This is a genomic window from Cupriavidus sp. 01L46 (assembly GCF_056399905.1).
This window is the reverse complement of the sequence record NZ_JBFTSF010000180.1, coordinates 1-19,823: the sequence shown is the minus strand read 5'-3', so window position 1 is coordinate 19,823 and position 19,823 is coordinate 1. Positions and strand designations below refer to the sequence as shown.

At 65.8% G+C, this 19,823-nt stretch carries 18 protein-coding genes; 5 read left to right on the top strand and 13 right to left on the bottom strand.

Annotated features, from left to right (window positions below; all coding sequences use genetic code 11):
• The 3 genes from AC1DS3_RS25745 to AC1DS3_RS25735 form a co-directional block, all read right to left on the bottom strand.
• Positions 1-1,022 (bottom strand): tripartite tricarboxylate transporter permease (locus AC1DS3_RS25745; RefSeq protein ID WP_477128227.1); only part of this gene is annotated, 1,022 nt, incomplete at its 3' end.
• 12 nt (positions 1,023-1,034) lie between these two features.
• Entirely contained in the window at positions 1,035-1,496 is a 462-nt protein-coding gene (locus tag AC1DS3_RS25740; RefSeq protein ID WP_477128226.1) for a tripartite tricarboxylate transporter TctB family protein, read from the bottom strand.
• A gap of 493 nt (positions 1,497-1,989) precedes the next feature.
• Positions 1,990-3,522: an MATE family efflux transporter gene (locus AC1DS3_RS25735; protein WP_441640005.1), complete on the bottom strand. Its 1,533-nt coding sequence runs from the start codon at positions 3,520-3,522 to the stop codon at positions 1,990-1,992.
• A gap of 342 nt (positions 3,523-3,864) precedes the next feature.
• Here AC1DS3_RS25735 and AC1DS3_RS25730 point away from each other — a divergent pair, with 342 nt between their 5' ends.
• Complete coding sequence (locus AC1DS3_RS25730) at positions 3,865-4,203, top strand: hypothetical protein (protein ID WP_441640006.1); 339 nt, start codon at positions 3,865-3,867, stop codon at positions 4,201-4,203.
• Positions 4,204-4,526: 323 nt separating this feature from the next.
• Here AC1DS3_RS25730 and AC1DS3_RS25725 read toward each other — a convergent pair whose 3' ends face one another.
• Entirely contained in the window at positions 4,527-6,557 is a 2,031-nt protein-coding gene (locus tag AC1DS3_RS25725) for a hypothetical protein (protein WP_477128225.1), read from the bottom strand.
• 4 nt (positions 6,558-6,561) lie between these two features.
• Between AC1DS3_RS25725 and AC1DS3_RS25720 the strand changes: the two genes are divergently transcribed.
• Both AC1DS3_RS25720 and AC1DS3_RS25715 read left to right on the top strand, forming a co-directional pair.
• Complete coding sequence (locus tag AC1DS3_RS25720; RefSeq protein ID WP_477128224.1) at positions 6,562-7,584, top strand: hypothetical protein; 1,023 nt, start codon at positions 6,562-6,564, stop codon at positions 7,582-7,584.
• A 120-nt stretch (positions 7,585-7,704) separates the two neighbouring features.
• Entirely contained in the window at positions 7,705-8,361 is a 657-nt protein-coding gene (locus tag AC1DS3_RS25715) for a DUF1266 domain-containing protein (protein ID WP_441640009.1), read from the top strand.
• A gap of 1 nt (position 8,362) precedes the next feature.
• Here AC1DS3_RS25715 and AC1DS3_RS25710 read toward each other — a convergent pair whose 3' ends face one another.
• Genes AC1DS3_RS25710 through AC1DS3_RS25700 form a run of 3 tightly spaced genes read right to left on the bottom strand, consistent with a single transcriptional unit; the run spans position 8,363 to position 10,952 of the window.
• Positions 8,363-9,112 (bottom strand): enoyl-CoA hydratase/isomerase family protein, encoded by a 750-nt coding sequence (locus AC1DS3_RS25710; RefSeq protein ID WP_441640010.1) that lies wholly within the window; start codon positions 9,110-9,112, stop codon positions 8,363-8,365.
• 2 nt (positions 9,113-9,114) lie between these two features.
• Complete coding sequence (locus AC1DS3_RS25705) at positions 9,115-9,738, bottom strand: cysteine dioxygenase family protein (RefSeq protein ID WP_477128223.1); 624 nt, start codon at positions 9,736-9,738, stop codon at positions 9,115-9,117.
• A 20-nt stretch (positions 9,739-9,758) separates the two neighbouring features.
• Positions 9,759-10,952, bottom strand: coding sequence for a CaiB/BaiF CoA transferase family protein (locus tag AC1DS3_RS25700; RefSeq protein WP_477128222.1), 1,194 nt, complete (start codon positions 10,950-10,952; stop codon positions 9,759-9,761).
• Positions 10,953-11,138: 186 nt separating this feature from the next.
• On the opposite strand from AC1DS3_RS25700, the gene AC1DS3_RS25695 reads away from it, so the two are divergent.
• Positions 11,139-11,939, top strand: a complete 801-nt coding sequence (locus AC1DS3_RS25695; protein WP_441640013.1) for an IclR family transcriptional regulator — start codon at positions 11,139-11,141, stop codon at positions 11,937-11,939.
• Between the two features lie 221 nt (positions 11,940-12,160).
• Entirely contained in the window at positions 12,161-13,588 is a 1,428-nt protein-coding gene (locus AC1DS3_RS25690; protein WP_441640014.1) for an NAD-dependent succinate-semialdehyde dehydrogenase, read from the top strand.
• 76 nt (positions 13,589-13,664) lie between these two features.
• Here the strand turns inward: AC1DS3_RS25690 and AC1DS3_RS25685 are convergent, their stop codons facing one another.
• From AC1DS3_RS25685 to AC1DS3_RS25660, 6 genes are all read right to left on the bottom strand, one after another.
• Entirely contained in the window at positions 13,665-14,870 is a 1,206-nt protein-coding gene (locus tag AC1DS3_RS25685) for a DUF2252 domain-containing protein (RefSeq protein WP_441640015.1), read from the bottom strand.
• Positions 14,871-14,949: 79 nt separating this feature from the next.
• On the bottom strand, positions 14,950-15,351 hold the full coding sequence (locus tag AC1DS3_RS25680) for a cytochrome C oxidase subunit IV family protein (protein WP_477128221.1): 402 nt from the start codon (positions 15,349-15,351) through the stop codon (positions 14,950-14,952).
• A gap of 8 nt (positions 15,352-15,359) precedes the next feature.
• Positions 15,360-16,043 (bottom strand): heme-copper oxidase subunit III family protein, encoded by a 684-nt coding sequence (locus AC1DS3_RS25675; RefSeq protein ID WP_441640017.1) that lies wholly within the window; start codon positions 16,041-16,043, stop codon positions 15,360-15,362.
• Between the two features lie 33 nt (positions 16,044-16,076).
• The gene (locus AC1DS3_RS25670; RefSeq protein WP_441640018.1) at positions 16,077-16,715 is read right to left on the bottom strand and encodes a cytochrome c oxidase subunit 3 family protein; all 639 of its coding nucleotides are present in this window, start codon (positions 16,713-16,715) and stop codon (positions 16,077-16,079) included.
• Complete coding sequence (gene ctaD, locus AC1DS3_RS25665; RefSeq protein WP_477128220.1) at positions 16,712-18,469, bottom strand: cytochrome c oxidase subunit I; 1,758 nt, start codon at positions 18,467-18,469, stop codon at positions 16,712-16,714. Before ctaD ends, AC1DS3_RS25670 begins: the two co-directional genes overlap by 4 nt.
• 41 nt (positions 18,470-18,510) lie before the next feature.
• Positions 18,511-19,689 (bottom strand): cytochrome c oxidase subunit II, encoded by a 1,179-nt coding sequence (locus AC1DS3_RS25660; protein WP_441640020.1) that lies wholly within the window; start codon positions 19,687-19,689, stop codon positions 18,511-18,513.
• Between the last annotated feature and the right edge of the window lie 134 nt (positions 19,690-19,823).

Here is a 19,823-nt window from a genome sequence, read left to right as displayed (position 1 = left end):
ATGTTGTGGATGGTCATCGCGCCCACCATCAGCGCCATCACGGCGTTGGGCGGAATGCCCAGCGTCAGCAGCGGGATGAAGGAGGTCTGCGCCGCGGCGTTGTTGGCCGATTCCGGACCTGCCACGCCTTCGATGGCGCCCTTGCCAAACTCATGTGCGTACTTGGAGGTCTTCTTTTCCAGCGAGTAGGCTGCGAACGAAGCCAGTGCCGCACCGCCGCCCGGCAGGATGCCCAGCGCGGAGCCCAGGAACGTGCCGCGAAGCACTGCCGGGATCATGCGACGGAAGTCTTCCCTGGTCGGCCAGAGATTGGTGACGCTGTCGGTGAAGGTCTCGCGGGCTTCCTTCTGCTCCAGGTTCGCGATGATTTCCGCGAAGCCGAACATACCCATGGCCAGCGCGACGAAGTCGATGCCATCGGTCAGCTCGGGGATGTCGAAGGAGAAGCGTGCGGCGCCCGAGTTCACGTCGGTACCGATCAGGCCCAGCAGCAGCCCCAGCACGATCATCGCCACGGCTTTGGGCAGCGAGCCCGAAGCCAGCACCACGGCGCCGATCAGGCCCAGCAMCATCAGCGAGAAGTACTCGGCRGGRCCGAACTTGAASGCCAGTTCCGACAGCGGCGYWGCRAACGCGGCCAGGATCAGCGTCGCCACGCAGCCGGCAAAGAAGGAACCCAGGCCGGCGGTGGCCAATGCCACGCCTGCTCGTCCCCGCCGTGCCATCTGGTAGCCATCGATGGTGGTCACCACCGACGACGATTCACCCGGCAGGTTCACCAGGATAGCGGTGGTGGAGCCACCATACTGTGCGCCGTAGTAAATACCGGCCAGCATGATCAGCGCTGCCACCGGCGGCAGCGTATAGGTCACCGGCAGCAGCATGGCGATGGTGGCCAGAGGCCCCAGGCCCGGCAGCACGCCGATCAAGGTACCCAGCACACAGCCCAGGAAGGCGTATGCCAGGTTCTGCAACGAAAGCGCCGTGGAAAAGCCCAAGGCAAGATGGTCAATCAATTCCATATGGCCGACTCCTTAACCAGTAATGAAAGCAGGCCACACCGGCATCTGCAGGTTGATGCCGTACACGAAGGCGCCCATGCTGATCAGCACCAGGACAATCGCGTTCAAGACCGCGCCCTTCCAGCTGAACTCATGGCTGGCCATCGACGACACCAGCACCAGCACGAACACCGACAACACCATGCCGAGCGGCTTGAGCAGCAGGCCGAACAGCACCACCGAACCCAGAATCCACAACAGAGTCTTCAAGTCCCAGCGGGCGAGCTGGTCAGCTTCACCCTTTTTCGATACCGAGCCGATCAGCACGAATGCACCGAGCACGGCGAGTACCAGGCCGAGTAGAAACGGAAAATATCCGGGGCCCATCTTGGCGGYTGTTCCCATGGAATAGCCGCGGGCGACCCAGGAAAAGCACAATCCGACCAGAATGAACATCAGGCCGGAGGCAAAGTCCTTTTGGCTGCGTATGCGCAAAACGATTCTCCTCAAAGTACGTGAAAGCAGTGCCCCTCCGCTCGCAGGCTCTTTGCATGCGGAGGTGGTCCGTTCGGCAGGAAAAAAAAGTGTCCCTGCGGGATGCAACGAACATTAGAGAGGCGATCTTTCAGCTTGCTTTCATTTGTCTTGGTTTAGGGGTATTCACCGATACGTGGTCCGTTTCATCACCGGAAATAAATATCACGTTGTGATGTATTTAAACGAAACGAAGGCACGACAAAGGAAAGCGGGGGATCGCATGGGTCACTGGCGCGAACGCGCCAGCGTGCCGGCGGCCAACGGACGCGCGCCGGAGCAGAAGAAAATCAGGACAAGAAAGCACGGACGGGAGCGCGTCCGTTTTGCCTATGCACGGCACAATGCCACAGGCAACTTTCGATTGCCTTTCACCTGGGCATTCTGGACAAATTGCGGCGCGCCGGGCGACCCGCGCATCACCCTGCACCGCCACAATCGGCAGCGTTCGGCCTCAGTCGGCGCCCTGCTTCGACATCTCGCGGGACGCGTCCGCCAGCGCCTGCTCGCCGGCGGCACCAGCACCGGCCATGCTCAGGGCTTCCTCGCACGGTGTGCCCATGCTGGTATCGGGCGCCTGGGGCGCAAACTCCGTCTCCGGGGCCGGCCAGGGCGCGACCGGCAGGATATGGGCGGCGCGCCAGTTGCCGAAGCGGTAATACGCCACCGCCAGCGTGACCGAAACCACCGAGCCCAGCGGAAAGCTCCACCAGATCGCGTCGGCGCCGATGGTGCGCTCGAGCACCCAGGCAAATGGCAGGCGCACCACCCACATCGACAGGAACAGGATCACCAGCGGGGCCATCACCGCGCCGGTGGCCCGCACGGTGCCGAACAGCACGATGGTGAAGCCGAACAGGATGAAGGACCACAGCACGATGGCATTGATATGCTGCGCAATGCCGATGGCCGTGCCGTCATCGGGCAGGAACAAGCCCAGCGAGTGACGGTTGAACAGGTAGATCAGAGCGACCAGCGCACCGGTCATCATCAGGTTGAACAATAGCCCCACGCGCGTGATGCGCGTCACGCGATCCCACAGCCCGGCGCCCACGTTCTGCGCCACCATCGACGACACGCTGGCGCCAACCGCCAGCGCGGGCATTTGCACGTACGTCCACAACTGCGAGGCCACGCCATAGGCGGCGGTGGTCTGCGAGCCGTAGCGATTGACCAGCGACATCATCACGATCGCTGACGACGAGATCACCACCATCTGCAGCCCCATCGGCAAGCCCTTGGCCACCAACGCGCGCAGGATCGCGGTATCGGGCCTCAGGTAGGTGAGCTGGTGGCGCCGCAGCGCCAGGAAGTGGTGGCGGCGGTAGAGCACGATCAGCATTGCGGCCAGGCTCGCCAACTGCGCGATCAGCGTGGACAGCGCCGAGCCTGCGATGCCGAGCTCCGGGAACGGGCCGATGCCAAAGATCAGCAGCGGGTTGAGCACCACGTCCAGCCCCACCGACAACAGCATGAAATAAAACGGCGTGCGCGAATCTCCCGCGCCGCGCAGCGTCATCATCACGAAGTTGTAGAAATACATGAAGGGCAGCGCCAGGAAGATGATGCGCAGGTAGCTGATGGCAAGCGCCCTGGCATCGACCGGCGTGCCCATCGCGGCAAGGATGTCGGGTGTGAAGGCGTAGCCCAGCGCCGCCGCCAATACCGACAGCAGGACGAAGAAGGTGGTGCTGGTGCCCACCACGCGGCGCGCCTCGACCAGGTCGCGCGCGCCCACGGCTTGCCCGATCATGATGGTGTTGGCCATGCTGATGCCGAACACCACGCCGAGCAGGAAGAACAGGATGATGTTGGCGTTCGAGGTGGCAGTCAGCGCCGCCTCGCCGAGGAAATGCCCGACCCACACGGAATTGATCGAGGCATTGAGCGACTGCAGGATATTGCTGCCCAGCACCGGTAGCGAAAACAGCAGCAACGTGCGGCCGATCGGGCCCGTGGTCAGCTGGGCATTGGATTTTGTTGGCATGTTCGAGGGGGGTCTCGTGTTCTTATCGCGTTCTTATCGTGCTCTTGTTGCGCCTGGGATCGGCCGGAGACGCGGGGCAATGCAATGCGCGATGCCCACGTTCGCCACTATGTCACACCTTGCTGACAGCCCTTGTCGGTAGTCGTCTGTCAGACAGAAAGCCAATTGTAAGGAGTTGTTTGGATCAGGGCACGGGCTCCGTGCGCGAGGAGTCAAACATTCACGAAACGCAATACACAAGTGGCCCTTGGTGTCTCCCAGAGCAGCCATCGCGGTGTCCCCACGATGGCGTCCAAGTGCCGTTTTCATCCACGCACCGTGAGGTCCAATATGACGAAGAACATGCCGATTCGCTTTTTGCAAGCTTCCACCGCCCTGGCCGCTGGCCTGCTATGTGCGGCAGCCTTTGCCCAGACGCCCGCCGTGCCTGCCGATAGCGGCAACGCCGCGGTGCCAGCCGGCACGACACAGATCGAGCCGCCGAAGGATCCGCTCGTCCAGCGCCGCGATGCCAACAAGCAGGCCTCGGACGAATACAAGGCCAAGAAAAAGGCCGCCAAGACAGAGTACAAGCAGGACGTGAAGTCCGCCAGGCAGCAAAAGAGCGCCGAGAAGAAGGCCAACAACGACACCATGAAGCAGGACATGTCGGCCACGCCCGCCGACGCGCCGAAGAACTAAGCGCCTACGGCCGCGTTCTTGCCGCTTACCCCTTGCCCCTTACCCCGTAGCCCTTACCTCGTTACAGGCAACCACGATAAAACGCCCCGCCTCCCCCAAGGAGGCGGGGCGTTTTATCGTGGTGATCGCTTGAACCGCGGCGCCGTTGGGCGAGCCATCGGGCGCAATTTCCGGGTCCGTCGCATCTCCGGGTAGAATCCCGCGTTAGGTGCAAACTAGATCACATTAGGAAAAGATCCGTGGATATCAATGGCAACGCATTGACAGGTGCTCAGCTGGAACAGTTACTGGATCGTCTCGAAGCCGATCTCGAGGAAGGCAATTCAAGTGAAGCCGCTGATTTGCTGGCCAGATTGCGCGCCAAGCCTCTGCGGGCCGATTCCCTTGAGTCCATCGACCGGCTGCATACGCTCTGGATGCGCGCGGGGGATCCGGCGGCTGCGCTGGCGGTGGTCAACGCAGACGGCGCCGGCACGCTGGAAGCCACGCCGCGCGAAGCGCAGGCCGAACTGCGCATGCACCTGGCGCTCTATCGCCTTCAGATAGCCAACCACGTCAACGACGAAGAGAGCATCCAGCGTGCCCTTGCAGAAATGCGCGCCATCGTGGCAGGGATGCCGGAGCTGAATGCGGACCGATACCGGCAGCTTCGCGTGTTCGATAGCCTGGAGCTGCGCAAGCTGGGCATTGCGCTGGAGACGATTGACCTGCGCCATGCATTGAACGGGGCCATCGCTGAACGTGCGCCGTTCCGTGCATGGGACCTCGCCGACTATCAGCGGCGGCGCGCCTGGGCGCTGACGCGCCATGACAGCAACGACGAGGCCCGCGCAGCGGCTGGCGCGGCCATCCTGGCGCTGCAGACGGCCGACGCGGAACAGGACGTCGACGACAACGACTGGCTGCGCCTGGGCAGCGCCCTGATCGGCATCGCGCCCGAGCGCCTTGCCGACTTCCAGCAGGCCGCGAGGGCCCTGACAGCGCAGCAGTCCTTGCCGCAGCGCCGTGAGCTGGAAGTCAGGCTGTCCCGGCTCGCGGCGCGCGCCTTGTACGCGCAAGGCGATTTGCCCGGCGCCCTGAACGCCTGCTCCGCCGCGCGCCATAGCCTGTCGTCGAACGGAAGCGATGACTTCATCGAATACGAGCTGCCGTGGCTGATGGAAGCCCAGCGCGTTGACGATGCCGGACGCCGGGCGTTCCTGCACATCTATCAGGTCGAGGACGAGATGTGGGACGGCGCCGCGCAGCTGGTTCACGCGCGGCTGGCCGATGCGGCCGACGGCTCGGCCTGGTGGCCATTGTGCGCCATGCGGGCTTGCAATACGGAAGAAACGCTGGTGGCCTTCCTGTCGAAAGCGCAAGAGGGCGAAGAGGATCTGCGGACCCTCTCCCCGACGCATGAAGCGCTCTTTGGCGCCGTGGGTGAGCAAGTGGATACGCAGGCCTTGCAAGCGGTATTCGACGCAGCGCGCGCACTGGCCGAGCAGCGTTCGCCGGGCCATCCATGGATCGCGAGACTGGCGGCAGTCAACGACGGCGCGGCGGGCCGCATCGATGCCACTACGCAAGCTTCGCGGCTGTATGCGGCGGCGCAGGAAGGCGGCATGGAGGATAACCGCACGGCCTATGCCTTGTTCGAGGCACGGGTGCAATCGCTCGGGGTGATCCAGACGCTGAAGCTGCCGGCCTTCTCCCTGCCGAGCGGGCTGTGGGCGTACAACTTCGGGGTCGCGCTTGGCGATTTGCTCGCGGAACACCTGGACCGCGTCCCCGCCGAGTCGCGCAACGAAACCTACAGCGATTTCATCAAGCTGCAGATTGCCGCCTACGAACAAGGGCAGGCATGCCTGGAGCGCTATTTCGAGAGCGGCGCCGGCCATCCGTACGATGCCTGCGCGCACCTGTACTCCATGCTGTGCAACAACCTGGCCATCATCTACCGGTACGACGAGCAGCGCTACGAAGATGCCGTCGAGTTGCACAAGCGCGGCATCGCCGCCAGCCCGTTTTCCGAACACTACGCCGGCCTGCTGAGCGTGCGGATCGCCATGCAGGATGCCGAGGGGATCGTCAGCGCCGCCGAGCAGCTCTGGCACTACGCCGCCGAGTTTGGCTACAGCCGGCATGACCCCAACGAGTACCTGAGCGAGGTGTCGCAGGCCCTGTACAAGCTCGATCGCGACCGCGAGATTCCCATCTGGGTGGAGCGCCTGGTGAAATGGGAGCGGGAAGAAGGCCAGGACAATAGCAACCTGTCGAGCAGGGACCTGGGCGTGCGCCTGCAAATGGCGTTCAACCTGGCGCATCACTGCCCGGAGGAAGCCGCGGCCCTGTGGAGCCGCATCGCGCGCCACGYCGATGGTTGCTCCCCTCAATGCCGGCGCCCTGAAGGCGGGCATCGCCGCGCGCAGCCAGGCGCGCGGCGACGATGCGGCGGTGCGCGCCTGGCTGCTCAACCACTTCTATCGCCATCTCGTCGCCAACTTCGAGCCGGCCATCAAGATCGATACGCTCGACGGCGCGCGGCAGGCCCTGAGATCCGAGGCGATGCCGGCGTGGGTGGCGGCGCGCTTTGGCGCGCCGGCCAAGGGCAGCGGCGGCGAGGCAGCAACGCCACCGGCCCCGGTCGTCTGGGTGGATCCTGTCGAGCCGCGCCTGCTGGCGCTGGAAGCGCGGCTCGTCGAGTTCCTGACCTCGCGCCAGGGCACCGCCCTCGACGGCAAGCTCGACCGCATCACCTGCCCGCAAGCGCTGGCGCTGTGGGACAAGGAACATGCCGAGATGGCCACGCGCATCGAGCGCGGCTGGCGCCAGAGCCAGCCCGAAGCGCTGCGCACCTTGCTGTCGACGCCGCATGGCGTGTTCGTGGAATTGCTGCCCGGCAGCGCGCTGCTGCGCGCGGAAATGRCCTTTKAAAGCTATGTCATGCGGCATTGCCTGGGGCAGTTTTCCGACCGGCGCGCGCTGTCCGGCGGCTATGGCGAGCGCTATGCAGAAGCCGTGGCGCAGCAGCGCCTGCGCTTGCTGAGTTTCCGCGATGCCAGCGGGCAACCGCATATCACCATCAGCGTGCATGTGCTGGCCAGTGGCGCGCTCACCGTCGACCAGGTCAAGGGCAAGCAGAACAGGCCACCCATCGCGCGCTACGTGGAAGATGTGCTGGCCTGCCTGAACGCCCTGGGTACCGACGAGCAAACCCCGGACGATTGCATCGCCATCGGCGTGGTGCGCACGCCAGCCGGCTGGGCGCGCATTGAAGACGTGGCCGACGCCAATGGTGGAGTGGCTGGTCGCCGCGCGCCAGCCCGGCTTGCTGGCGGAACGTACGCCGATGGCCGCATCGGTCCGGTATGCCACTCGGCAAACGCCAGGCCCGGGTGACGCCGAGGCGGTTGTCGCCACGGAAGGCGTGCCATGGCCAGACATCTCGCTGTCGCACGCCGCGCAAATCCAGGATTCGCCTTCGCGAGGCATAGCGGTGCGCCAGATCGGATAAATGGGATGAATGTCTTCTACCTGCTCCTCGGGGCCTTTGTGCTATGGCGGGTCTACCGCTTCCTGCGCCCCAAGCGTCCCGCCATGTTCACCGGGCGCAAGCAATGGGCATTGACGTTGGCGCGGCCCATGGTCGATGCCACCAACATGACGGGGTTTTTCAACCCCGCCTCGGACCACATGACCGACGCGGCGCGCGCGTTGTTCCGCGTACAGTTGCTGCATCAGATGGAGTTCCGCGCCAATGCCACGGATGACGAAGTGCGCCAGCACCTCGCCCAGGTGTTCGAATCGCGGTGGTTTCGCGCCGACCTGCATGCGCTGCTGCCGACAGACGATCCGCGCGCCGCGCTGGCCTTTGCCTGTGTCCGGATGGCATTTTTTGCGCGCAACGTCATGCTGATGGGCTGGGTCGAGCCAATGCCCGCTTGGCGCGTGCTTCTGCTCAACGCGCAGCGCGCGCAGGACTGCTTTGCCAGCTGGGAGGATTTCGGCCACGCTTTTATCGCCGGCCGCCAGCAATGGCTTGCCGCATTCCGCGCCGACCCTCTGGGCAAGGCCTTCGATGAAGCCAGCTTGCGCCAGCTGCTGGCACCGCCCAAGGGCGCCTGGGCAGCGTTGGCATGGCCGGACCTGCCGGCGTTCAGCCCGGAGCCGCGCTGAGTCAGCGCCTGGACGCTGCCCGGTAGGCAGCGATGCGCGCCTTGAGTCCCGGCCGGGCGGCCGAGCGCACCAGCTCGGCCAGCTGCGCCGCGCGYGCCGCTTCGGCCATGGCTTGGCCGCCCTGCGTGGCGGCCTGGATCGCGGCATGGGTTGGCGCATCCAGCCGGCGCGCACGCTGCGCCAACGTGGCCAGCGCGGCGGCGCGCGCCTCCGGCGCCACCAAAGTGCCAGCCATGTCGCAGGCCAGCACTTCCTCGGCCCGGACGGCCCGCCCGCTCGCGATCCAGTCCCGCGCCGTAGCCACACCCACCAGCTGCGCCAGCCGAGCGCTGCCCAGCACCAGGCCGAAGGCCGCGCCGGGGAAAGCAAGCGTGCTGCCCGGCGCGATCCAATGCTGCTCGCAGGCCGCCATCAGGTCGGCGCCCGCGCCCATGGCGCGGCCCTGGACCAGCGCGACGGTGGTGAAGGGCGCGCCATGCACGCTTTGCAGCAGCAGCTCGACGCGCACGAAACGCGCAAGCAGCGAATCGTCGCTCTCGCTTTCCAGCTCGCCCAGATCGAACCCCGTGCAGAAATGCGCGCCGGCGCCGTCAATGGCGAGCAAGCGGGTGCCATCGTGGTGGCACGCCAGCACCGCCGCCGCGAGCGCCTCCACCAGCCCGGCTGACAGCGCATTGCCGCGCTCGGGCCGGTTCAGCGTCAATCGGGTGACGTCGCCTTGCTTGTCAATCAGCAGACCGGCTTGTTCCACGTTCACCCCTGCGCCGGCGCTGCCGCCGGCGCCCACAGGTTGGGCACCAGCGCGTTGGAGTAGCCGGATACGAACGGCTTGGTGGCGCCGCTGGCGGCGTCATACACATGGCGGTGGATGCGGCCGATGTTGCCGCCATACAGATGCACGCTGATCGACACCCGGTCGTCATGCGCATTGCGCACGCGGTGCACATCGCCCAGCGTGGGCGAGACCGCGGCCACCTGGCCGGCGCTCAGCACCACGGCATCGCCGTCTTCCACCAGCCGGCCGCCTTCCACGCGGTAGTGCTGGTCCACCTCGGCGCCGCGCAGCATGCCGATCAGGCCCCACACGGTGTGATCGTGCACGGGCGTTTGCTGGCCCGGCCCCCAGAMGAAGCTGACCAGCGAGAAACGATCGAGCGGATCGCCATAGAGCAGATGCTGCTGGTAGTAGACAGGATGCGGGCGCGCCATGGCCTCAGGCAGCCAGTCGTCGTGCGCCACCAGTTCGCTCAGCGCGGCGCTGGCTTGCGCGAGGATGTCCGGCTCGCTGCTGCCCTCGCGTTCCGCCTGCGTGACCACGCGGCTGATGGTGGCAACGAACGCGCGCAGCCGATCGATGTTGCCGGTCTTGTTGCTCATGATGATTCCTCCATCTGCCATTAGCATGACTTGGGGTTTTGTTCCGCGGCTGCGCCACCCGCCTGGTAGCGGGCGCGCACGGCGGCGTTGTGCTCGCCCAGCGCCGGCGGGTCGCGGCGGATCGGCAAGCCCAGCCCGTCGATACGCAGCGGCGAGGCGAAGGTGGGGGTCTGGTGGCCGCCAGGCAGCGTCAGCGGGCGCACCCACTCCATATGCGCCACCTGCGGATCGTCCAGCGCGGCGGCATAGTCGTTGATGCGCGCATGCGGCACGCCAGCGGCATTGAAGGCGGCAATCCAGTGCGCCACGCCAGCGGTGGCAAAGCGCTCTTCCAGCAGGATCTTCAACGCGGCCTGGTTGGCCGCGCGGTCGCGCGTGGTGGCAAAGCGCGCGTCCTGCGCCAGCGCGGGCAGTGCCACCACGCGCACCACTTCAAGCCACAGCTTCTGGTTGCCCGCGGCGATGGCAAAGTAGCCGTCGGCGGCCTGGAAGGCCTGGTACGGCGCATTGCGCGGATGCGCGGAGCCCAGCTTGGCCGGGCTCCGGCCAGTGCCGAAGTACTCGCTGGTCTGTAGCGCGGCGATGCCGAGCGTGCAGCCGTACATCGGCACATCGATATGCGCGCCCGCGCCGCCGGCCCGCACCCGGGCGAGCGCGCTGGCAATGGCAAAGGCGCCGTACAGGCCCGAAGCAAAGTCCGCCAGCGGCACGCCGCACTTCACCGGCGCGCCATCGGGCTCACCGGTCACGCTCATCACGCCGGCGGCAGCCTGGATGGTGAGGTCGAACCCGCCCTCGCCTGCGCGCGGGCCGCTCTGGCCGTAGGCGGACACCGAGCAATACACCAGACCTGGCTTTTGTTCGCGAAAGCTGGCGTAGCCCAGCCCGAGCCGGTCCATCACGCCGGGACGGTTGTTCTCGATCACCACGTCGGCATCCAGGATCAACGCGCGCGCCAGCGCCACATCAGCGGCATCCTTCAGGTTGAGCGCMACCGATTCCTTGTTGCGGTTGAGCGAAGCGAAGTTCTCCGAGAAGCCATCGGACAGCGGCGGCCACTGCCGCAAGGTGTCGCCCTCGGGCGCTTCCACCTTGATCACCTCGGCGCCCATGTCGGCCAGCAGCATGCCGCAAAAGGGCCCGGCGGCAACGGTACAGAATTCCACGACCCGCACGCCTTGCAACGGCAGGTCCGGTTGGGCGAGATCACGCATGGGAAGCATCCACAGGGAAAGAGAGAGGCGCKGCGCCGTGAATCAGCTGCCCTCCTGGGCAGGCTGCCGGCCGCGCTGCGACGACGTGCTGCAACGATTATAGGGAGTTGCAAAATACGATACTATCGTTCCACATTTGAGAACAAGGTTGCGCCATTCGCATTAGGGCATCGTTTCAATGAACCAATGAACAACACCTTGATCAAGGGCCTCGGCGTGATCGAGTTGCTGGCGCACAGCGACCGCCCGCTGGGCCTCACCGAGATCGCCGCCCGCCTGGGCCTGGCCAAGAGCAATGTGCACCGGCTGCTGCAAGCGCTGACCGAGCTCAACTATGTGATCCGCGACGCCTCCGGCACCGGCTACAGCGCGTCCATCAAGCTCTGGGAACTGGGCTCGGCGGTGCTCTCGCGGCTGGACCTGCGCCGCCATGCCCAGGCGCGGATGGACAAGCTGATGCACGCTAGCGGCGAGAGCGTGCACCTGTCCGTGCTGGACCGCGCCGAGGTGGTCTACGTGCACAAGATCGACAGCCCCAACCCCGTGCGCGCCTATACCCAGATCGGCGGGCGGGCGCTGGCGCACTGCGTGGCCACCGGCAAGGCGATGCTGGCCTTCCAGCCGGACACCGCGTTGCAGCGCATGTTCAGCACGCTGGCGCCGTCCACACCCAACAGCATCGTCGAGCCCGAGCGTTTCCTGCGGGAAATGGCCAAGGTGCGCAAGCAGGGCTATGCGGTCAACCGCGGCGAGTGGCGCGAGACCGTCTACGGCGTGGCCGCGCCGATCTGCGACGGCAACGGGCACGTCATCGCCGCCATCGGGCTGTCGGGGCCCGCCGAACGGTTCAGGCCACACAAGATCAAGGGCTTTGCCGCGCTGGTGCTGAACGCGGCCACGGAAATCTCCGATGACCTGGGCGGCGGCAACCGGCACAATGCGCTAGCGCTGGCTACGCGCAGCATGGTGGCGATGCGGCGCGGGTGAGCCCGGGGCATCAGCCATGCTTTCCTGAGTTCTAAAGAGCACGCCAAAAGTGGTTTTTGCGGCACTTTACGCCACCCCCTCGGAAACGCCGGCGCCTGCCGATGCACAAAACCGGCCGACGCGTTAAGCTTGCAGTTTGGCCGCCGCGCCCAGGCGCGGCATCCCCCACCGCACCGGCACCGGCTGCGCTTGTCGCACGCAACCTTCTTCAGGAGAAAGGCATGTACCAGGATCTCGCCCTCTACATCGACGGGGAATTCGTCAAGGGAGGGGACCGACGCGAGCAAGACGTCATCAACCCCGCCACCCAGGAACTGCTAGGCAAGCTGCCGCATGCCAACCGCGGCGACCTGGACCGCGCCCTGGCCGCCGCGCAGCGCGCCTTTGAAAGCTGGAAGAAGACCTCGCCGCTGGAGCGCTCCAGGATCTTGCGCCGCGTGGCGGAACTGACCCGCGAGCGCGCCAAGGACATCGGCCGCAACATCACGCTGGACCAGGGCAAACCGCTGGCCGAAGCCATCGGCGAAGTCATGATCTGCGCCGAGCACGCCGAATGGCACGCCGAGGAATGCCGCCGCATCTACGGCCGCGTGATCCCGCCGCGCCAGCCCAACGTGCGCCAGATCGTGGTGCGCGAGCCGATCGGCGTGTGCGCTGCCTTTACGCCGTGGAACTTCCCCTTCAACCAGGCGATCCGCAAGATGGTCTCGGCCATCGGCGCCGGCTGCACGCTGATCCTCAAGGGGCCGGAAGACTCGCCCAGCGCGGTGGTCGCGCTGGCCCAGTTGTTCCACGATGCAGGCCTGCCCCCGGGCGTGCTGAACATCGTCTGGGGCGTGCCGGGCGAGATCTCCACCTACCTGATCGAATCGCCGATCGTGCGCAAGATCTCGTTCACCGGTTCGGTGCCGGTGGGCAAGCAGCTGGCCGCGCTGGCCGGCGCCCACATGAAGCGCGTGACCATGGAGCTGGGCGGGCACTCGCCGGTGCTGGTGTTTGACGATGCCGACATCGAGCCGGCAGCGGAAATGCTGGCGCGCTTCAAGCTGCGCAACGCCGGCCAGGTATGCGTGTCGCCCACGCGCTTCTACGTGCAGGAAAAAGCCTACGACAAGTTCCTGGCGCGCTTTACCGAGGTGATCGGCTCGATCAAGGTTGGCGACGGCCTGGACGACGGTACCCAGATGGGGCCGCTGGCGCACGAGCGCCGCATCGCCTCGATGGAGCAGTTCCTGGACGACGCCAATCATCGCGGCGGCAAGGTGGTGGCGGGCGGCAAGCGCATCGGCGACAAGGGCTTCTTCTTTGCCCCGACCGTGGTCACCGATCTGCCCGACGACGCCAAGCTGATGGTCGACGAGCCCTTCGGCCCGGTGGCGCCGGTGACGCGCTTCAAGGACGTGGAGGAAGTGCTGCGCCGCGCCAACAGCCTGCCGTTCGGCCTGGCCTCGTACGTGTTCACCAACTCGCTGAAGACCGCGACGGTGGTGTCCAACGGCCTGGAAGCCGGCATGGTCAACATCAACCACTTCGGCATGGCGCTAGCCGAGACGCCGTTCGGCGGCATCAAGGATTCCGGCATCGGCAGCGAAGGCGGCCAGGAAACCTTCGATGGCTACCTGGTGACCAAGTTCATCACGCAAGTCTGATGTACCGTCCTGGCCGGGCAACCGCCCGGCCAGGAAGAAAATGGCTGGCGACGTCTAGCAAGTGCGCGAGCCAGGCCTACTTCCCCCGGGCGTTGTGGTAGTCCTCGGCAAAGTCCTTCCACTGCGCCTGCGCCATCTCGCAGCCATGCCGCGCCAGGCGCAGCACCGGCGCGCGCCAGCGCGAACCGGCAGCGAATTCCTGCAACGCCTCGATCCGATCGGCAGCTTCATGCCCGCAGCCGCGCAGGTGCGCCCAGGCCGCCGAGCGTGCCATCGTGAGAAGCACTTCGTTCAGGTTGGCGCGATCGGTGTGAGGCCCAAGGTTCACGCGGTCGGCCGTGGGCTGCAGGCTCTTGACGATGTAGGACGGGCTGCTTGACACGGCACCCATGGTCACCGCCGAGAGCAGCGCAGGCGACGCCGCCTGCATGACGTGCTGGATATGCACCACGCGCGACGCGTCGTTGCCCCACGCGGGTTGCGCGCCATACGGCAAGCCTTGCCACGCGCTGGGCGCGGCGCGCTTGATGTCGATAAGCCGCTGGGCGGTGGGCGTGCCGGGCACATGCGCGAGCACCACATAGCGCTCCAGCCCCAGGCTGCCCACGCCCGCCACCCGCCGCGCCGCATCGTCGGCCACGAACTGGCCGTGGTGGGCCTGCCGCGCGAACTCGCGCAGGATGGCGCCAGCGCGCTTGCGCTCGCCTTTGAGCGGGGCCAGTGCGTGGATGTTGTCGATCAGCAGGCGCCGTTTCCCGCCACGCCGCACGGTGCGCGCCGCCAGGACCTCGCCGCGGCGGCGGCGTTTGACGCGGCGCAGCAGCGTCGCCACCAGGCCGGTGGCGGTGGCACGCTCCACCCAGCGCGGCTTGCCGCTGGCCAGCACCGCCGCGTAGGTATCGAGCATGTGCTCGGCGCCCGCGCGCGCGTCGGCATCCGACAGGCCGAGCTGCGGTGCCGCGATCATCAGGCTGGACAGCAGGCGCACAAGGTCCACCGTCAGCGGCGCAACCATCGCGTCATCGAAGTCGTTCAGATCGAAATAAACCAGCCCGTTGTCGCCCTTGAAGCTGCCCAGGTTTTCCAGATGAAGATCGCCGCAGACATAGGTGGTGGGTGCCTCCATCAGCGCGGCCTCGGTGCCCACCGAGGCCGCGTAGAGATGGTTAGTGCCACGCAGGAAGGAGAACGGATCGGCGGCGATGGCGGCGAGCTTGCGGGTCAGCCGCTCGGGATCGCGGCCATGGTTATAGATCAGGATGGCTTCCGTAGCTGGGTGCATGGTTTCCTCGTAGTGGCGGCAGCCGGGCAAGTGTACCCGGATGGCGCCCACGGAACACGCACCGCACGGACAGGCGCGCTCAGCGGAAGAAAACGCCGCGCAAGAGGAACGTGTAGTCCGCCTCGGCCGCCATCAGGCCCACCAGCACCAGCAGGCAGAGCGGCGGCAGCAGGATGGCGCAGATCAGCGCCAGCCGCTCCCAGGCCATGTGCATGAACACGGCCAYGATCAATCCGGCCTTCATCAACATGAAAAGCAGGATCAGGGTCCAGCGCAGATAGCCCTCGAAATGGAAGTAGTCCACCAGGTACGACAGCGTGGACAGCACGAACAACAGCGCCCAGATCTTCAGGTACAGGCCAATGGGATGTTGCTGGCCATGCTGCTGCCCGTGCGCTTGCCCGTGGGGCAGATCGCCGTGCGAGCCGGCAACGGCGGGGGCCTGCGCGGGCACTTCGGGAGATGGGGTCGACGCAGCCATGAGGGGCCTCACCAGAGATAGAACAGCGCGAAGATAAACACCCACACCAGGTCCACGAAGTGCCAGTAGAGCCCGGCGATCTCCACGATCTGGTAGTTGCCCGTGCGCTCGTAGCGGCCCCGCAGCACCTTGGTGGCGACGATCAGCAGGTAGATCACGCCGCAACTCACATGCAGGCCATGGAAGCCGGTGATCATGAAGAAGGCGGAGCCGAACTGCGGCGCCCCCATCGGGTTGCCCCACGGGCGCACGCCCTCGGTCATGATCAGCTTGGTCCATTCAAAGGCCTGCATGCTGACGAAGGCCACGCCGAACAGCGCCGTGGCAAACATGAGCAACGCGCATCTCACGCGATCGCGCCGATACGCAAAGTTGACGGCCATCGCCATCGTCCCACTGCTGCTGATGAGCACGAAGGTCATGATGGCGATCAGCAGCAACGGCACCTCGGTGCCGCCCACCTTGAGCCCGAACACGATGCTGGGGTTCGGCCAGGGCGCGGTACTAGCGATCCTGACCGTCATGTACCCGGTCAGGAAGCAGCTGAAGATGAAGGTATCGGAGACGAGGAAGATCCACATCATCGCCTTGCCCCACGACACCTTGAAGGCCTGCTGGTCCGAGGACCAGTCGGCCACCAGCCCGCGCAAGCCGGTCACCGCCGGTGCGGATGAAGTGGGTAGCGAAGACATGCGCACGTCTCCTTCGAGAATCAGCCGGGCCGCCTAGCCGCGGCCGCAGATAAAGCGAACAAACTCCGGCGTGAGCCAGCCAAGCGCGGCCAGCAGCACCAGCCACACGGCCAGCAGGAAATGCCAGTAGCGCGCGCACAGGCGAATGCGCAGCGCGCTGCCCGGCCCGGCGCGCATGGCCATCGCCCAGCCGGCCAGGCCGCCCAGCACATGCAGGCCATGCATCGCGGTCAGCAGGTAGAAGAAGCTGCCGGACGGGTTATTGGCAGGCACCACATGGATGGCAAGCAGGGCCTGCCATGCCCACAACTGCGACGCCACGAACGCCGCCGCGGCCAGCCCGCCGAAGCACAGCACGCGGTGCGCCACCGAGACACGTCCGGCGCGGGCCGCGCGCGCGGCCACCAGCATCACCCCGCTCCCCGCGGCCAGCAAGGCCGTGGACAGCCAGACCTGCCACGGCAACGCCACGGCGTGCCAGTCAGGCGAATCCATGCGCATGGCATACGCAGCGATAAACAATGCAAACAGCGAACTCACCACGCCCATGAACACCCACAGCCCGATGCTGCCCGGCGCGGGCCCCGCGCGCTGCCTGCCCACATCGCCGGGGCCGGGGCCCGGGCGCCGCTCGCCGTCGGCACCGGCGCGATAGATCAGGTTCGCGTTCATGCCACGGCTCCATGGCTGGTATGTGGTTCGGGCTCGGCGCCCCCGGCCTCGGGTGGCGCGTTCTGCGCGATGAAATCCTCCCTCGCGCCCGGCACGCTATAGGCGTAGGCCCAGCGATGCACCACCGGCTGCTCCGCGCCCCAGTTGCCGTGCACGGGCGGCGTATCCGGCGTCTGCCACTCCAGCGAGGCCGCGCGCCAGGGATTTGACCCTGCCAGCCTGCCGTGCCTGAGGCTCCAGGCCAGGTTGACGATGAACAGCAACTGCGCCGCGGCCACGATAAATGCCGCCACGGAGATATAGGCGTTCATGGTGTGCGCCGACTCGGGGATGAAGGCGTAGTTGTCATAGGCGTAATAGCGCCGCGGCATGCCAAGGATGCCCAGGTAGTGCATCGGGAAGAAGATGGCATAGGTGCCGACGAACGTCACCCAGAAATGAATGTGCCCCAGCTTGTCGTTGAGCATGCGGCCGGTGACCTTSKGGTACCAGTGATAGATSCCGCCAAACACCACCAGGATCGGCGAMACGCCCATCACCATATGGAAGTGCGCGACCACGAAATACGTGTTCGACAACGGAATGTCCACGCTGACATTGCCCAGAAACAGCCCGGTCAGCCCGCCGATCACGAAGGTGCTGATAAAGGCGATGGCAAACAGCATCGGCACCGAGAAATGGATGTCGCCCCGCCACAGCGTAATGACCCAGTTATAGACCTTGATGGCGGTGGGAATGGCGATGATCAGCGTGGTGGTGGCAAAGAAGAAGCCGAAGTACGGGTTCATCCCGCTCACGAACATATGGTGCGCCCACACCACCACCGACAGCACGCCGATAGCCAGGATGGCCCACACCATGGTGCGATAGCCGAAGATGCTCTTGCGCGAATGCACGCTGACGAGGTCGGAGACGATGCCGAACGCCGGCAACGCGACGATGTACACCTCCGGGTGGCCGAAGAACCAGAACAGGTGCTGGAACAGCAACGGGCTGCCGCCCTTGTAGTTGAGCTGCTGGCCCAGCGACACGATCGCCGGCATGAAGAAGCTTGTGCCCAGCGTGCGGTCCAGCAGCATCATCACGCCCGACACGAACAGCGCCGGAAAGGCCAGCAGCGCSAGGATGGTSGCCATGAAGATGCCCCACACGGMKAGCGGCATGCGCAKCAKCGTCATGCCCTSSGTGCGSGCCTGSAGCACGGTGGTSACGTAGTTGAGCCCACCCATGGTAGCGGCCACGATGAAGATCAGCAGCGACACCAGCATCAGGATGATGCCCCACTCATAGCCGGGCGTGCCCGGCAGGATGGCCTGTGGCGGATACAGCGTCCAGCCGGCGCCGGTGGGCCCGCCCGGTACGAAGAAGCTCGACAGCAGCACCAGCACCGAGAGGAAGTAGACCCAGAAGCTCAGCATGTTGAGGTACGGGAACACCATGTCGCGCGCCCCCACCATCAGCGGGATCAGGTAATTGCCGAAGCCGCCAAGAAAGAGCGCCGTAAGCAGGTAGATCACCATGATCATCCCGTGCATGGTCACGAACTGGTAGTAGCGGTTGGCATTGATAAACGTGAAGTGCCCGGGGAAACCCAGTTGCAGGCGCATCAGGTTGGAGAGCACCACGCCGATCAGCCCCACGAAGATGGCCACCAGCGTGTACTGCACGGCGATTACCTTGTGGTCCTGGCTCCAGATGTAGCGGGTAAAGAAGCTCTGCGGTCCGTCGTGGGCGRCCTCGTCGGCGTATGCCATTGCACTCCCTCCTGTAGCCTTCCTTGCAACCTGCGTGCGACCTACCTGGCCGCAGCGCCCGACGCGGCGCCCGCCTGCGTTGCCGCACCGGGCGCGCCGTTGGCGCGGATGTAGGCAATCAGCGCGCTCACCTCCTCGTCGCTCAAGGCCATCTTCGGCATGAGCGGGCCGAAGCCCTTGACCAGGCGCGCCTGCGGATCGGTGATCTCGATCTTCAGGTAAGCATCGTCGACCTTCGCGCTGCTGCCGTCGGCAAAGGTGCCGATGCTGCCATACAAGCCCTTCCAGCTTGGCCCCACGCCAACGGTGCCATCGATGCTGTGGCAACCCACGCAGCCCTTGCTCTGCGCCAGCGCGCGGCCCTGCTCGACGAGCGTATCGGCTGCCGGCGCGCCAGCGGGCGCAGCCGCCGCCGCCGCGGGAGGCGTCTTCACCATGGTCAGCGCGAACGTCGGCTGGCGCGCGAGCCATGCCTGGAACGCCGCCTCGTCCTCCACCACCACGTGGCCACGCATGTTGTAGTGGCCAACCCCGCACAGTTGCGCGCACAGGATCTCGAACGTGCCCGCCTTGGTCGGCGTGAACCAGAACGACGTGACAGTGCCTGGCACCATGTTCATGCGGGCGCGAAACGGCGGCACGTAGAAGTCGTGGAGCACGTCCTTGGAGCGCAGCAGCACCTTGACCGGGCGATTCAGCGGCAGATGGACTTCCTGGCCGGCAACGATGATGTCGTCCTGCCCGCGCGGGTCGTCCGGGTTCACGCCGAGCGGGTTGGCGGGGGTGACAAAGCGCGGGTCCGAGGTGCCGAGCTGGCCGCCCCGGCCGGGGAAGCGAAAGCCCCACTGCCATTGCTGGCCCACCACCTCCAGAACCATGGCGTCGCCGGGTGGGCGCACGTACTCAGCATAGACGAACAGGCCCGGCGCCAGCAGCGCGATCACCCCAAGCGTGGTGCCCGCGATCAGCCACAGCTCCAGCTTGCTGTTCTCCGGCTGATAGGCTGCGCGCGCGCCGTCGCGATGGCGGTAGCGCCAGACGATGTAGGCAACGAACAGGTTGATGATGACGAAGAAGATGCCGGTGATGACCAGCGTGATGGTCAGCGTGTCGTCCATCTGCTTCCAGTTGGAGGCAAGCGGCGTCGCCCACCACGGGCTCACGAAATGGAAGAGCACCGAGGCAACGACGATGATCACGATTGCAATGGCTATCGCCATACCGACCCTCCCGCTTGCGTACAGAAGGTTGCGAACTACACGCAAGCTGAGATAAGACTAGTGCATCTGGTCCGCCACCGGCAAGGCGGCCTTGACAGCGCTTTGGGTGCGATGCCACACACAATCGGCCCCCC